At 51.4% G+C, this 15,479-nt stretch carries 12 protein-coding genes; 4 read left to right on the forward strand and 8 right to left on the reverse strand.

The features are described 5' to 3' along the window. Positions 1–29: 29 nt before the first annotated feature. Complete coding sequence (locus ACTJJ1_RS19460; RefSeq protein WP_440834922.1) at positions 30–863, reverse strand: enoyl-CoA hydratase/isomerase family protein; 834 nt, start codon at positions 861–863, stop codon at positions 30–32. A 124-nt stretch (positions 864–987) separates the two neighbouring features. Between ACTJJ1_RS19460 and ACTJJ1_RS19465 the strand changes: the two genes are divergently transcribed. The 3 genes from ACTJJ1_RS19465 to ACTJJ1_RS19475 all read left to right on the forward strand — a co-directional run bounded on the left by ACTJJ1_RS19465 (position 988) and on the right by ACTJJ1_RS19475 (position 2,342). Next, positions 988–1,362, forward strand: coding sequence for a winged helix-turn-helix transcriptional regulator (locus ACTJJ1_RS19465; RefSeq protein WP_037433513.1), 375 nt, complete (start codon positions 988–990; stop codon positions 1,360–1,362). Next, positions 1,334–1,522 (forward strand): hypothetical protein, encoded by a 189-nt coding sequence (locus tag ACTJJ1_RS19470; RefSeq protein WP_440835059.1) that lies wholly within the window; start codon positions 1,334–1,336, stop codon positions 1,520–1,522. The genes ACTJJ1_RS19465 and ACTJJ1_RS19470 overlap by 29 nt, the downstream gene beginning before the upstream one ends. A 100-nt stretch (positions 1,523–1,622) precedes the next feature. Beyond that, positions 1,623–2,342 carry a hypothetical protein gene (locus ACTJJ1_RS19475; protein ID WP_440834924.1) on the forward strand — a complete coding sequence of 240 codons (720 nt, stop codon included), beginning with the start codon at positions 1,623–1,625 and terminating at the stop codon, positions 2,340–2,342. Between the two features lie 477 nt (positions 2,343–2,819). On the opposite strand, the gene ptuB is transcribed toward ACTJJ1_RS19475, so the two are convergent. From ptuB to guaB, 5 genes are all read right to left on the reverse strand, one after another. Beyond that, positions 2,820–3,488 carry a retron Ec78 anti-phage system effector HNH endonuclease PtuB gene (ptuB, locus tag ACTJJ1_RS19480; RefSeq protein WP_440834926.1) on the reverse strand — a complete coding sequence of 223 codons (669 nt, stop codon included), beginning with the start codon at positions 3,486–3,488 and terminating at the stop codon, positions 2,820–2,822. A gap of 1 nt (position 3,489) precedes the next feature. Continuing rightward, positions 3,490–5,130 (reverse strand): retron Ec78 anti-phage system effector ATPase PtuA, encoded by a 1,641-nt coding sequence (gene ptuA / locus ACTJJ1_RS19485; RefSeq protein WP_440834928.1) that lies wholly within the window; start codon positions 5,128–5,130, stop codon positions 3,490–3,492. A 1-nt stretch (position 5,131) separates the two neighbouring features. After that, the gene (locus tag ACTJJ1_RS19490) at positions 5,132–6,055 is read right to left on the reverse strand and encodes a retron St85 family RNA-directed DNA polymerase (RefSeq protein WP_440834930.1); all 924 of its coding nucleotides are present in this window, start codon (positions 6,053–6,055) and stop codon (positions 5,132–5,134) included. Positions 6,056–6,798: 743 nt separating this feature from the next. Then, a complete protein-coding gene (guaA, locus tag ACTJJ1_RS19495; RefSeq protein ID WP_202290594.1) occupies positions 6,799–8,376 on the reverse strand; it encodes a glutamine-hydrolyzing GMP synthase in 1,578 nt (525 codons plus the stop codon). Between the two features lie 103 nt (positions 8,377–8,479). Next, positions 8,480–9,943 (reverse strand): IMP dehydrogenase, encoded by a 1,464-nt coding sequence (gene guaB, locus ACTJJ1_RS19500; protein ID WP_004952045.1) that lies wholly within the window; start codon positions 9,941–9,943, stop codon positions 8,480–8,482. A gap of 170 nt (positions 9,944–10,113) precedes the next feature. On the opposite strand from guaB, the gene xseA reads away from it, so the two are divergent. Next, positions 10,114–11,499 carry an exodeoxyribonuclease VII large subunit gene (gene xseA / locus ACTJJ1_RS19505; protein WP_202290593.1) on the forward strand — a complete coding sequence of 462 codons (1,386 nt, stop codon included), beginning with the start codon at positions 10,114–10,116 and terminating at the stop codon, positions 11,497–11,499. A gap of 9 nt (positions 11,500–11,508) precedes the next feature. Here the strand turns inward: xseA and ACTJJ1_RS19510 are convergent, their stop codons facing one another. Beyond that, on the reverse strand, positions 11,509–13,875 hold the full coding sequence (locus ACTJJ1_RS19510; RefSeq protein WP_440834933.1) for a TIM-barrel domain-containing protein: 2,367 nt from the start codon (positions 13,873–13,875) through the stop codon (positions 11,509–11,511). Between the two features lie 11 nt (positions 13,876–13,886). Continuing rightward, complete coding sequence (locus ACTJJ1_RS19515) at positions 13,887–15,194, reverse strand: MFS transporter (RefSeq protein ID WP_440834935.1); 1,308 nt, start codon at positions 15,192–15,194, stop codon at positions 13,887–13,889. Between the last annotated feature and the right edge of the window lie 285 nt (positions 15,195–15,479).

Here is a 15,479-nt window from a genome sequence, read left to right on the forward strand (position 1 = left end):
CTGGCCCCCGGCCCCACCGCCAAAACACCTTAAACGCCAAGCCCGCGCAGCAGGCCCTCGAGGTTGCGCTCCCCCTCTTTAGTCTGGGCGCCTGCCTTAAGCCCACCGCGAATCAGTTGCTCCGCTGCCGGGCGGGCAAACAAACCCGCCCAGGCTTCGTGCTCGCACTGAAAGCCCGCCCGCAGGTCCGGCGCGGGCATCGCCTGCTTGGCCGCTGCGATAACCCCGGCAGGCAATGCCGCGATGTTACGCGCTAGCCGATCGACGAACTCATCAAGCTCGGCGGCGGGTAATGCGCGATTAATCCAGCCGTAACGCTCTGCGGTTACCGCGTCGATAAGATCGGCGCCAAGGACCACTTCAAGCGCGCGGCCGCGCGTCATGCGGCTCGTCAGATATTGGGTCGCGCCGCCGCCGGGCGTAATGCCCATCAGGGCTTCGCACTGGGCAAGCCCCGCCCGCCCTTCCGCGGCAAAGGCCATGTCGGCTGCCGCCACGAATTCTGCGCCGCCGCCGCGCGCCAGCCCGGCCAGCTTAACGAGGGTGACCTGCGGTTGGCTGCGCATCAGTTCGCCAAAAGCCTGGAACGGATTAAGCCCTTCCGGTGCGTTGCGCGCCAGTTCATCGAAGGCGTGCGGCTCATCGATCAGGGTCATATCAACATGCGCAATGAAGAACTCGGGGTCCGCACTCTGGAAAACCAGCACGCGCGTATCCGGATCGTCGCGTACCGAGAGCAATAAACGACTCATTTCCGACATCAGTGCCACATCAAGCACGTTTACCGGCGGATTATCGATAGCGATCGTCAATACGCCGTGCGCGTGAGACAGCCTGAGCTTGCTGAAATCTGTATCTTTCATATCCATGTCCTTTTTGCCTGGGGATAGCGGTGCTGGATTTTCGTGCCGTTCGTCGAATGGTATACTTTGCATACCTGGCGTCAATTACGCACCTTAAGCATCCCAGGGATGCTGGAGAATACCTATGGACAAAACTGACCCGATCTACCGCGCAGACTGCCCGAGCCGCATCGTTCTCGACCAGATCGCCGACAAATGGTCAATGATGGTGCTGGAGGTGCTGCGTGAGCCGCAGCGTTTTAACGCCATCAAGCGCCGCCTGGATGGCGTCACCCAGCGCGTACTGACCCAGACGCTGCGCAAGCTGGAACGCAACGGCATGGTGAAACGCAAGGTGTTGGATGGGCGGGTGCTTGGCGTAGAGTATTCACTAACGCCGCTTGGCGAATCCTTGCAGGGGCCGTTCTCGATACTGTTCAACTGGACGCTGGGGAATATGGAGGCGATTCAGGACTGCCAGAGGAGGTATGATGAGCAGAACAACCAGATTGAAAATTGAGGCTGGCTATAACTATTGCGCGGATGTGCCAAGCGCCAGCGGCGCCATGGGCAGTGGCGAGTGCAACTCACCGATTCTGCAAGAGGCCGAGCAGGAGGAATACCTGATACTGGACAAGCTGCTGGAGCCAGCGAAGCTGCATCCGATATTAACGCAATGACCTAGAGGAGCGATGAGAAAAGTTTATAATATTATGGATTAAATATCACAAGACATACCAAAAACCATCTCCATATGAGTACTTGATCATTGAGGTGAAAATGATTCGTAAAGTTACAGTACATCAAAATAATTTCTTATTAATTTTCTCAGATGCAGTTCTGCTCTACGAGGCAGCGGCAGCGTGTGAAGATGCAGACCTGAACAATGTACTGGCAAAATCTTCTGTTTTATCGGTTAATTACGCACTCGAGGCAGCAGCCAATTCGTTCCTTCAATCTATCGAAATGTCAAAGGCTTTACAGGAGAAGATTGATAAATTTTCTACTGTAGATAAGTTCGACTTTGTCCTGCAATGGCATACAGGCCACTACCTAAATGCCGGAGACTCTGATGTTCAAGCAGTGAGAAACCTTATAAAGAATCGAAATGCAATGGTCCACCCAAAAGTCACAACAAAGCTGATTTCAGTTGAGAGTGATATTGGGCAAGATGGCATCATCAGGCATTCTGCGGTACAGCCTGAACATCGAAAGGGCCACGATTTAAAACCCAAATTATTGGGAAGTGACCCAGAACTTTACACCCATGAAGATGCCAAAGCAGCACTTCAAGTGATGACATCGTTTTTAAATGTATTTGTGCATTGGTGGGGTGTTGGATTTAAAGTCGCAGAAACTTTTTTATTCCAGAGGTGGGATGGCTCGATCAATGCAAGATCGGTGATGTTCAGAAAAAATCATATTATCTCTTTAATTAGAAATGATCACTTCCTGAATATTCAATTTATGGGGATACATGGCATGTTTAATGAAGAATAAATTCCCTAATAGAACATTGTGTTAGGGCAGAGTCAAGATATTACTAGATGCTCATATGCGACTTCAACAGTACTTATCTTTCATATACCCTAAACGCAACAAAGTATGATTTTTAAGGTAAATGTCATGCTACTACTAGATGAAGATTGAAATTGCTAACATGATAAGCTTAAAAAAGTAATTTTTGAGAATAATTATACAAAATGGCACGTAATCGGGACGATTTTAATCAGCGAACCAAGAACGATTTGGCACTATGAGCCCGCTATTTGTGTTCGTTATGTAAATGCTTAACTGTAGGATCCAGCGACGAAAGTGAAAATACAGCCACAATAATCGGCGTTGCTGCACATATCTGTGCTGCAGCTTCGAGCCTAAGTGCTCGTCGTTACGATATGAGTATAACATCTGAAAAACGGTCTCATATCAACAACGGTATATGGCTATGTGCATATTGCTACATTGTATGTCGTTTTATTAAAAAAGAGCTCCTAATACGGCACTTTGAAACTCGCCATTTCTAATCGATTTCTTTATATCATCCATTGCCATACTTATAGCTTCATACGGAATATCCAGCTCTATTAACGATAATAACTCCCGCTTAAATATATCAATTTGTTTTTTTCTCGCACTATTTAAAGCTCCGTGAGTCAGATTTAAAACCCTCAATGTTTCTCTCGCTTTAGTAGCATTTTCATTAGAAAGTTTTTCTTTTATTTTTATGGTTCCGGTTTGTAAAAAGTCAAAATAATCATTTGGATCATCCCTGTCTGGTTTAATAATTTCATTAGGTTCATAGTCCCCAGGGCCATTTTTACCCAAACGATCTTTATAGTGACCACATGTATCTCCAGAGGTGTAACCACAAGATGCAAATAAATTATCCCAATCAAAAGTCAAATGTTTATAGGGAGCATTTCCATCATTTTTCGCACCTTTATGATAAAAATGCTCAATATGTCCATTCCCTTTTTCAGCAATAGATTCACAATAGCAACAATATTTACCTTGCATTTCTTCCAAGGCTCTCCAAATGATAATCCTCTCTTTTTTTTTAGGACTTTGTTTAGTCCATTTATCGATTATAAAATTATATTTTGACAAACACATTGGCGCAGGCTGAGGTCTATTCAATTTTCTCATTTCATTTACCTCCCTCAGACTTCATCCATTTACTTTTCATTTCCACGATACGCATTTGACTTTGGCAATCAATTACAACAGGATGATTTTCTCCAAAGTGTTTTAAAATCCTTTCGAAATAAAAATCTCTTTCTGAATTATTTCCATTTAATAACGACTCTGAAAATTTCTCAACCCACCTTGCCTCTTGAAGATTTTCAGGTATGGAATTAATTCCCATTATTCTTGCCAAAACATCGGCACTTGTAACTCCTTTTGTTTGGAAGGATGGAGTACCAACAATAGGTTCACCATTGTCATCTAAATAAATTTTACGAATACATTTATTATCAACTGTCGATAATACTTGTGGGCTATGTGTTGTCACAATAAATTGAATATTTGGGAATGTTTCATGCAAACCTAACAATATTTCTTGCTGCCATTTAGGATGCAAATGCAATTCAACCTCATCAATTAATACAATACCTGGCCCACTTAGCGGATCTCTTGAATCTGGATTAAGAGTAACGAGTCTACGTGCTAGATCCCCAGCTAATGCAACCATCGTTTTTTGACCTTTTGAAAGTTGCGCGATATTTACTTTCATTCCAAAATTTTCAAGTAAAATCCTTGGTTTACCAGTACTCCGGTCAACTTTTAAATTTTTAACATCTGATACTAATTTCTCTATGGCAGAATTAACATATTTTAGATGCTTCTGATATTTTCCAGATGAAGAGTTACTTATAAGCCTATTAATTTCTTCTTTTTTTTCAGATAAAGTAACAAAAAGTCTGTCACCAGCAGAAGGTGACTCCTGACCATACACATCAATAATAACTTTTTCAAGGCCAACTATCTGCTCTCTTAGTTCTTTTATTTCTTTAGTTTCTTCACCTTCGGCCAAGTTTACTAGCTCAATATATACACTTGAAAAAGACTCAAATTTACCACTTCCCTCTAGAGCATCTTTTAATGCTTCATATCTGTTTACCGATGAGTCTAAAAATGCCACTTCCGATATCGTTTGCTTTAAGTCAAAAGCAGAGCGCTCAGCAGAGTAGAATGCTAGAAGTGGCAGCATAATAGACGTATTATGTGCAGTTTTTCTATACATTGAAGCAAACTGTTTTATGGTGGAAACTTCTGTAGGAGAACTTCCTGAAAAACCTGGAACAATACGACCTAAAGAGGCCACAAAAAAATTGTTCTCATCGAGTTCAAACGTGCTAGTGGTTTCTGCATAATCATTTGCATAAACATTGATATCAGCCATTGTGATAGGTTTTCCATTTACATCATCTTTTTCTAAATTATTATTAAACCAAGAAAAAACCTTTGAAATCCCATCCAATATGCTTGTCTTTCCGGTCCCATTGTCACCAATTATCACCGTCAGGTAACTATCAAAATCAATATTTATATTTTTAAATCTTCTAAAATTATAAATATTGAAACTCTTCAAATACATTCTTTTTTGAGGAAGTGAACGTTGCAACTCTTGAAAATATTTATCAGCTAACTCGATATCCTTTTGTTCAACATACTTCCCTTTAGTATAGTTCTCATACAGTTGGAATTGCGCTTCCAGTAGGCCTTTCTCTGCTTTACTGGTTAATGACTTTATCGCTTTACTATACTCTTTATGTGGCTTGCTCATTTCATCTCCCAGTTATTTTATTAATAGTTTCAGCTGAGTATTTATAAATAAGTGTCTGAATAAAAACAGGTTCAATATGATGTGAAAAAGCTAGCAATCCCTTTAGATGAGAAAAGCCGCCTTCACTTAATTTATTTAACTTATATTGATGAATTAGATGTTTAATATATCTTTTCCTTTCCCTTCCAAGAGATAATTCCCCATCATTATTTAATGTAACACCTGTAACATGTCGATTATGAGCTTTGGAAGAAAAAATAGTTTTCTTTTTATTAATCTTTAATGCCCCTTCGAAATGCGACAAAAGATACTTCTCTACCATATCTGGAATGTCAAATAGCACATTTTTTACACTTACAGAAAAAATCAAATCATCTGCATAACGCGTATAAGTTACATTGAGAAGAGAACATTCGCGCGAAATCATCTCATCAAATTTATGCATTATAAAATTAGACAAGAGTGGTGAACTCGGAGCCCCAATGCTCAAAATCAGCTTACCTCCTAAAGTCTTACTCGGCGACCAAAAAAGAAGATTTTCAAATGCTAATTTATCTTCATGATTAGGTAAGGGATAAAAATTCAGCCACTCTTTCCAAAAAACAGAACAATTAATAGAGTTAAAGAAATTTTCCAAATCAATCTTTAGTAAAAAATGATTTTTCTGATGAGCTTGCGCATTATTCTTAATACTTAATTTTTCGCGATACGCCATTGCGGCCTTGTGAACAGGAAGCTCATACAACTCCATGAATTTACGTTGAAAAATCTTAAGTTCTTTTGATGGCTGTGCAATAACTCGATGTCCAGATGTACGCTTTGGAATTGTATAAACTTTATATTTTTTTGGTGCGTTGACTAGAAATTTAACTATATCAGCCTCAGTTCTACCAAGACCCAAAGCCAGTTGCTTAATTATAGTCATACGTACCCCCATAGAAAAAGCCCAAAAATCATATTTTTGGGCCTAGTTTAGCTCTTTACTAGAGGAAGCGATAGTCTCGCAACCTAAACGAGGAACGAGATTAGGTTGCGAGACTATCGCAACCATAATGCCGTTCAATAACTTAGAGTCTGGCTAAACACCCGACTAGACGTAATTGTCCAACACTAAAGAGCTTCATACATATACCACAATCAGAGAACTATTCTCAACCCCCAGTAACGAAAAAAGCACCATATTCATTTGTGAACCTGCATCACTCATATGGCATTAAGCATAATGAACAAATACCCTTTGCATTCAGATGACTTATGTCTCGTGGGATAGATAGGATTACCGAATTTCATTTAAAATTTTGAGAAAAATTAGCAACGCCCATTTAAATAGAAAAAGATGCCGCTGACGCCATAGCCAACCTATATTACTGTAGTTGGCCGCCAAGCGAAGTAATGCTATAACTTAAGTCTCGAATCACCCAAGAATAATCTCAATAAACAATTTCACGACACAGCCATACCATACATTTCATAACTAATCTATCAGTGACAGAAATAAAGCTGTATGACAGTTTTCTGTACAGAACTCATCTGAGATAACTTGTAATTTAATCAAGACACCACAGTATATATCTTCAAACGGCTCGGACCAATTTGATGATTTTAAAATAACCCTCTGTATAACAGAGGGTTATTTCTATTTTCTTTCATTCTCTGCCAGACGCAGGTTTATTCCCACTCAATGGTAGCCGGTGGCTTGCCGCTGATGTCGTAAACTACGCGGGAAATGCCGTCCACTTCGTTGATGATGCGGTTGGAGACGCGGCCGAGGAAATCGTACGGCAGGTGCGCCCAATGCGCGGTCATAAAGTCGATGGTTTCCACTGCGCGCAGTGAAACAACCCAGTCGTATTTACGGCCGTCGCCCATCACGCCGACCGAACGCACCGGCAGGAATACGGTGAACGCCTGGCTGACCTTGTTGTACAGATCGGCTTTGTGCAGCTCTTCGATGAAGATGGCATCTGCACGGCGCAGCAGGTCGCAGTACTCTTTCTTCACTTCGCCCAGCACGCGCACGCCCAGACCTGGCCCCGGGAACGGGTGGCGGTACAGCATGTCGTACGGCAGGCCCAGCTCCAGGCCGATTTTGCGCACTTCGTCTTTGAACAGCTCTTTCAGCGGCTCGACCAGGCCCAGCTTCATCTCTTTCGGCAGGCCGCCCACGTTGTGGTGCGACTTGATCACGTGCGCTTTGCCGGTGGCGGAAGCGGCGGATTCGATCACGTCCGGGTAGATGGTGCCTTGCGCCAGCCATTTCACTTCGTCTTGCTTGCAGGCTTCTTCGTCGAACACTTCAACGAATACGCGGCCGATGATCTTGCGCTTGGCTTCCGGCTCGTCAACGCCGGCCAGTGCGTCCAAGAAGCGGTTTTCCGCCGCGACGTGCACGATGTTCAGGCCGAAGTGGTCGCCGAACATCTCCAGCACCTGGTCGGCTTCGTTCAAGCGCAGCAGGCCGTTGTCCACGAACACGCAGGTCAGGCGTTTGCCGATGGCGCGGTGCAGCAGCATGGCGGTAACGGAAGAATCCACGCCGCCGGAAAGGCCGAGGATCACGTGATCTTCACCCACTTGCTCGCGGATACGCTCAACCGCATCTTCGATGATGGTCGCAGGCGTCCACAGGGCTTCACACTGGCAGATGTCCAATACGAAACGCTCCAGCATGCGCTGGCCCTGGCGGGTGTGGGTCACTTCCGGGTGGAACTGCACGCCGTAGAAGCGTTTTTCTTCGTTGGCCATAATGGCGAACGGGCAGGTATCGGTGCTGGCGACGGTCACGAAGTCGGAAGGGATGGCGGTCACTTTGTCGCCGTGGCTCATCCACACGTCCAGCAGCGGTTTGCCGGCGGAGCTGAGGGCGTCTTCGATGCCGCGAACCAGCGCGCTGTCGGTGGTCACTTCCACCTGCGCATAGCCGAACTCACGCTCGTTGGAACCCTGCACATGGCCGCCCAGCTGCATCGCCATGGTCTGCATGCCGTAGCATACGCCCAGTACCGGCACACCGGCGGTGAACACGTATTCTGGCGCACGCGGGCTGTTATGTTCGGTGGTGCTCTCCGGGCCGCCGGAAAGGATGATGCCGCTTGGATTGAATTCGCGGATTTGCTCTTCGCTAACGTCCCAGGCCCACAGCTCGCAGTAAACGCCGATTTCGCGCACGCGGCGTGCTACCAGTTGAGTGTATTGCGAACCAAAATCCAGAATAAGGATGCGATGCTTATGGATATTATTTGTCATGTGAGGCGAATTCCAGCAACAGAGAAAAAGAGCGAAAAATAAGGTTTCGGGGCGAGGAGCCAAGCCCCCCGCCCCGGCCTCTCCCGCAGGAGAGGGTCAAGCATTAACCCATGCGGTAGTTCGGTGACTCTTTGGTGATGGTCACGTCATGCACGTGGCTTTCCTGAATGCCGGCGCCGCTGATGCGCACAAATTCAGCCTTGGTGCGCAGGTCGTCGATGGTGGCGCAGCCGGTCAGGCCCATGCAAGAGCGCAGACCGCCCATTTGCTGGTGCACGATCGCTTTCAGCATGCCTTTGTAAGCCACGCGGCCTTCGATACCTTCCGGCACCAGTTTGTCGGCGGCGTTATCGGTTTGGAAGTAACGGTCGGAAGAGCCTTTGGACATGGCGCCCAACGAGCCCATACCACGGTAGGATTTGAACGAACGGCCCTGATACAGCTCGATTTCGCCCGGCGATTCTTCGGTGCCCGCCAGCATGGAGCCGACCATTACGCAGGATGCGCCGGCCGCGATGGCTTTGGCAATGTCGCCGGAGAAGCGGATGCCGCCGTCGGCGATAACCGGGATACCGGTGCCTTCCAGCGCTTCAACCGCGTCGGCGATAGCGGTGATCTGCGGTACGCCCACGCCGGTCACGATGCGGGTGGTACAGATGGAGCCAGGGCCGATACCCACTTTCACCGCGCTCACGCCGGCGTCGGCCAGCGCTTTGGCGCCGGAGGCCGTAGCGACGTTGCCGCCAACGATCTGCAGATCCGGGTATTTGGCACGGGTTTCGCGAATGCGCTGCAATACGCCTTCGGAATGGCCGTGAGAGGAGTCGATCAGGAGTACGTCAACGCCTGCAGCGACCAGCGCGTCAACGCGCTCTTCGTTGCCGGCACCGGCGCCAACCGCAGCGCCAACGCGCAGGCGGCCATGCTCGTCCTTACAGGCGTTTGGCTTGCGCTCCGCCTTCTGGAAGTCTTTTACGGTGATCATGCCCAGCAGATGGAAGTTGTCGTCCACCACCAGCGCTTTCTCAACGCGTTTTTCGTGCATTCTTTGCAGCACGACTTCACGCGCTTCACCCTCTTTCACCGTGACCAGGCGCTCTTTCGGCGTCATCACGGCGGTAACAGGCTGGTTCAGATCGGTCACGAAGCGCACGTCACGGCCGGTGATGATACCGACCAGTTCGTTCTCTTCGGTCACTACCGGGTAGCCGGCAAAGCCGTTACGCGCGGTCAGTTCTTTCACTTCTTTCAGCGTGGTGGAGGGGGTTACGGCTTGCGGGTCGGTAACTACGCCGCTTTCATGTTTTTTCACGCGGCGGACTTCTTCAGCCTGACGCTCGATGGACATGTTTTTGTGAATGAAGCCCAGGCCGCCTTCCTGCGCCAGCGCAATGGCCAGGCCGGCTTCGGTTACGGTATCCATGGCTGCGGACAGCATAGGGATATTCAGGCGGATAGTTTTGGTCAATTGGGTGCCGAGCTCAGCGGTATTAGGCAGAACCGTAGAGTGAGCTGGAACCAGGAGAACGTCGTCAAACGTTAGTGCTTCTTTCGCGATACGTAGCATGGGCAATATCTCACCAGAGTGGGCTGTGAAAAAGATAAAATATTGCCGCGGCATTATACAGAGCGTAATCGGTTGCCTCCAGCACTTTCTCACAAAAACTCTTGATTACCTTTTTCAGCCCTGTAGTATCGACCAATTAAGTGGTTGTTTTGGAATTTGATCTAGGTCACATGTCGCTACCTGTTTCGCCGTCTATTTTTACCGTAAGCCGCCTGAATCAGACGGTTCGACAGCTGCTGGAAATGGAAATGGGCCAGATTTGGCTCTCCGCCGAGATTTCCAACTTCTCCCAACCGGCTTCCGGCCACTGGTATTTCACGCTGAAAGACGACCGCGCGCAGGTGCGCTGTGCGATGTTCCGCAACAGCAACCGCCGCACCACCTTCCGCCCGCAAAACGGCCAGCAAGTGTTGGTTCGCGCCAGCATCACGCTGTATGAACCGCGCGGCGACTATCAGCTGATTGCCGAAAGCATGCAACCCGCCGGCGACGGCCTGCTGCAACAGCAATTCGAGCAACTGAAACAGCGCCTGAGCGCCGAAGGCCTGTTCGATCAACAGTTCAAGCAACCGCTACCCAGCCCGGCCAAACGCGTCGGGGTGATCACCTCCGCCAGCGGCGCGGCGCTGCACGATGTGCTGCAAGTGCTGCAACGGCGCGATCCTTCGCTGCCCATCGTTATCTACCCGACCTCGGTGCAGGGCGCGGAAGCGCCATTGCAGATCGTGCGCGCCATCGAAACGGCCAACCGCCGCGACGAATGCGACGTGCTGATCGTCGGTCGTGGCGGCGGCTCGCTGGAAGACCTGTGGAGTTTTAACGACGAACGCGTAGCGCGGGCGATATTCGCCAGCCGCATTCCGATCGTCAGCGCCGTCGGCCATGAAACCGACGTCACCATTGCCGACTTTGTCGCCGATCTGCGTGCGCCAACCCCTTCCGCCGCCGCCGAACTGGTCAGCCGCAATCAGCTGGAGCTGCTGCGTCAGTTGCAATCCCAGCAGCAGCGGATGGAAATGGCGATGGATTACTATCTGGCCCAGCGTCAGCAGCAGTTCACCCGCATCAACCACCGCTTGCAACAGCAGCATCCGCACCTGCGCCTGGCGCGCCAGCAGACGCTGTTGTTCAAGCTGCAACGCCGGTTGGAAGACGGCATGCAAAACCAGCTGCGCCTGTCTTCACGCCGCAGCGATCGGGCGCAACAGCGTTTGGCGCAGGTACAGCCGCAGGCACGCATTCATCGCTACCAGCAACGCGTGCAGCAACAGGAATACCGTTTGCAGCAGGCGCTGGAGCGCCAACTCAACGCTTACCGCCAGCGTTTCGGCGTGGCCTGCAGCCAGCTCGAAGCGGTCAGCCCGTTGGCGACGCTGGCGCGCGGCTACAGCGTGACGCAAACCCCGCGCGGCGAATTGCTGAAAACCACCAAACAGGCGCAGGTCGGCGAACTGCTGAAAACCCGCCTGCAGGATGGCTGGGTGGAAAGCGAAGTGAAAACCATCACTGTGGCCAAGAAGCCGCGCAAAAAGCGCGCGGCTGACGCGGCCGAATAGCTGTTTCCGTTATTTCAGCGTAAAACTCTCGCCCGGCTCACCGTTGATCCACAATTCCCGCGTTTCTCCGGCAGGCAGGCTGACCGTCAGCGTCCGCCATGCCGGTTTGAACTGCCCCTCGGTGGTAACATTCAGCATGACGCGCCGATTATCGCTGTGCATCTCCCAGCGCAGCCACAGCGCGTTGCCCTGCTGCCAGCCATAACTTTCCCCGTCGTCTTCGAACAACAGCCCAGAAGCGCTGCCACAGCCTTTAAACGGGTACAGTTGCAACTCGCGCCGATCGTCGGCGGCAACGTCAACGTGCGCCAAGCGTGATGACAGCGGCAACGCCGCCCCGGCGCGCACCAACAGCGGCAAACGCTCCAGCGGCGCATCCAGCACCACCGTCTGGCCACCGCTGAACCACTGGCCGCTGTGGAAGCAGTACCAGCCTTCGCCGTTATCCGGCAGATAGACCGAACGCGCACGCTGCCCCTGCTCCACCACGCTGGCCACCAGCAAATCGCGGCCAATCATAAAATCATCGGTCTCGTTCAGCGTGCGTTCGTCATGCTCGTGATCGAGGAAGGTCGGGCGCAGCATCGGCTCGTCGTCGGCGCTGGCCTGCCACAGCAGGGTGTAGAAATAGGGCATCAGGCGATAGCGCAGGTTGATCGCCTCGCGGACGGCCGGCGTGGCGGCCGGATACATCCACGGCTCGTTAACCGTCGCGTCGTCATTCCAGGAGTGAATGGTGAAACGCGGGTGCATCACGCCGTTTTGCACCCAGCGCACCAGCAGTTCGGCGTCCGGTTTGTCGCCGGAAAAACCGCCGACGTCGTGCCCCAGGTTATACAACCCCGACAGGCTCATGCCCAAGCCCATGCGGATGTTGTAGCGCAGGGTTTGCCAGTTGGTGCGGTTGTCGCCGCTCCAGGTCTGCACGTGGCGCTGCATGCCGGCACAGCCGGAACGGGAGATCAGGTACGGCCGCAGGTCGGGCGCAAAGCGCTGCTGGGCTTCCATCGACGCGCGCATCATCAGCAACGGCATTACCGGGCGGATATGCTTGATGGCGATCGGCCGGCCAAAACCCTGGCAGCGCGCCTCCGCGTCCCACACTTCGTATTCGTTGTTGTCGTTCCAGGTTGAATCTATGCCCATCTCCAGCAGTTGCTGAGTAACGCCCTGCTGCCACCAGCGTACCGTCGCCGGATTGGTGAAATCGAGGTGCGAACCTTCGTCGTCCCAAAAACTGGAACGTTCCGGCTGGTCGCTTTCCGAATCGCGGATAAACAGCCCCTGCTCCGCCGCCTGTCGGTACTGCGGATGATCCTGCAACAGGCAGGGTTTGATGTTGGCCGCCAGCTTCAGCCCGGCGGCGTGGAACGCCTGGCTCAGTAGCTTCGGCTCTGGCACCTTGTCGTAATTCCAGTTGAACACGTAGCGCTTGTTGCCGATCGAGGTATAACCCGAAGACAGCTGGAACGAATCGCAGGGAATATCGTGCTGCTTGCACAAGGCAATGAACTGTTGCAACTGCTGCTGGGCGTCCGGCGCGTCGGTGTAATGCATGGTCGAACCGCTGTACCCGAGGCTCCATTTCGGCCCGAAGTGGGTCTTGCCGGTGAGGCGCACAAAGGCTTTGGTCACGTCCAGCACCTGCGGCCCCAGGAACAGGTAATAATCGAGATCCCCCGCCTCGGCCTGATAACGGCGGTAGGCCAGATGGTAGTTGTCGATCTCGTTGCCCAAATCCAGCCAACAGCTGCTCAGGTTGTCGTAAAACAGCCCGAAACTGGCCTCTGCACCGCGGGTGATGGTAAAGGGCACATGTTTGTACAGCGGATCGGTGCTGGCGGCGTTGTAGCCCATCGCATCCAGATTGCGCATTTCAAAGCGGCGGCCGCTGCGCTCCAGATCGCCGGCCTTCTCGCCCAGGCCATAATAGCGCTCGCCGGCAAAGCGGCGCTGGTAGTGCGCCACGCCGTCACCCTGCGGATTGAGCAGATAGGCGCTGGTTGGCCGGTCGGCCGCCAACGGCCGCCATTCACCGGCAGCGCTACGGTGCTCCCACTCCAGCCACAGCGGCTGATGTACGGTAACGCGCAGCGCGGCGCTGGTCACCACCAGCCGATCCTCATGCTGTTGCAGTTGATAACCCGGCAGGCTAAAACCGGCGACGCTCAGGCGATCGCGCCCTTCCCAGGGCACGTCGGCCTGCGGCGCAATGCTCCAGGTGCGGTCCAGCGCCAGCTCGCCGTTGCGTTTGATCAGCACGCGGAACAGGTTGTCTTCCAGCACGTACAGGCAGAACAGATGACGCTCGTCGACCAACAGCTCAATGCGATCGGCATATTCGCCTGCCAGCGTCCATTTTTTTAACGTTTTCATAGGTATCCAACTTAATTATTCAGTGTTTTTTTACCGCCGCGCTCGGCGATCAAGGCAATCAGGAACAGGGCGCCGATCAGATCGAAGAAGCCCATGGCGATAAACAGCGGATTGAAACCGACGGTGTCGGAAACCGCACCGATCAGCAGCGTAAACAGGAAGCTGGCGATCCAGGCACTGGAGCCGCGCATGCCGTTGACCGTCGCCATCTGGTTTTTATCGAACGACTCCACCACCAGCGCGCTGAGCATGCAGGAGATCACCTGGTGGCCGAAACCGCCGATCGAGATCAACGCGATCGCCACATAGGGATCTTTGGTGATCGCCACGAACGCCAGCGAAACCATCATGAAGGCGCCGGTGACCGAGCTGGCGACCACCGAGTTGACGCGGCTGCAGCCGAACCATTTGCGGTACAGGGTGGTGAGATAACCGCTGGCGACGCTGCCGATATCCGCCGCCAAAAACGGCAGCCAGGCAAACATGGCGATGTGCTTTAAATCCATGCCGCGTTCGGTGGCCAGGTACAGCGGCACCCAGAAGCTGAACACCGCCCAGGCCGGTTCGGCGAGAAAGGCCGGGATGGCGATGCCGTAGAACTTTTTGTTTTTACACAAGATTGCCAATGATTTTAAAAACGGCAGCCTCGGCAAGACCGGCTCGTTATCTTCGCGGATCAGATCCAGCTCTTTTTGGCTCAGGTTCGGGTGCTTTAACGGCTCGTGGTAGAACAGCCACCACAGCACCACCCAGATCAACCCCAGCGCGCCGGAGAACAAGAAGGCGCCCTGCCAGCCAAAAGAGATATGGGCGATGACGATGATCGGCGGAGCCAGCATGGCACCGATAGAAAAACCTACGCCCGCCCAGCCGGCGGCAATCGGCCGTTCCTTTTTCGGGAACCAGTCGGAGATCGCCTTGGCGTTGCCCGGTGTGGCCGCCGCTTCCGCCCCGCCCATAAAGAAGCGCAGAATAGCCAACTGCACCCAGGTGCCCGCTCCAGCATGCAGCATACACACCACAGCCCAGATGCTGGCGCAGATCAAAAAGCCCATCTTCAGGCCGATAACATCGATCAGCCAGCCGCAGATCGGCTGAAATACCGTATAGGCCAGTTGGAATGACGCCACCACCCAGGAATATTGTTCGGTGGTCATGTTCAGGCTGGTTTTCAGCTCCGGCGCCAGGATACCCAGCGAGTTACGGGTGATGTAGTTGACCGTAACGCCGAGCAGAAACAGCGCCAGCATCCACCAACGCAGCGATTTAAACTTGCGGCGGCCGCTGTGCGCGACCGTCTGATTAATTTCAACACTCATCTGTCTTCTCTCCACGGCGGCTGCCCGGTGAAACAGCTCGCTTTTTGGTAGGGCACGTTTTGGTATCGAAGGTATGGGTTGCTAAAATTTGCGATGACGATCACGAAAAATCACACTCAACGCTCACAACCACATGATTTATTTTCATTTTATTTATAATTCAGCCGATAAATTGGACTGATAAGTCTATAAAATTGGTGTACCAATGCAGACTAGCCAGCCGGGAGCGTGAGCGAAACGTGGTTTTTTGCAAAAGTTTTCATAGGCAGCCTAAAAGCTCGCCAT

Source organism: Serratia sp. 22264 (assembly GCF_052045345.1).
In the GTDB taxonomy this organism is placed as follows: Bacteria; Pseudomonadota; Gammaproteobacteria; order Enterobacterales; family Enterobacteriaceae; genus Serratia; species Serratia plymuthica.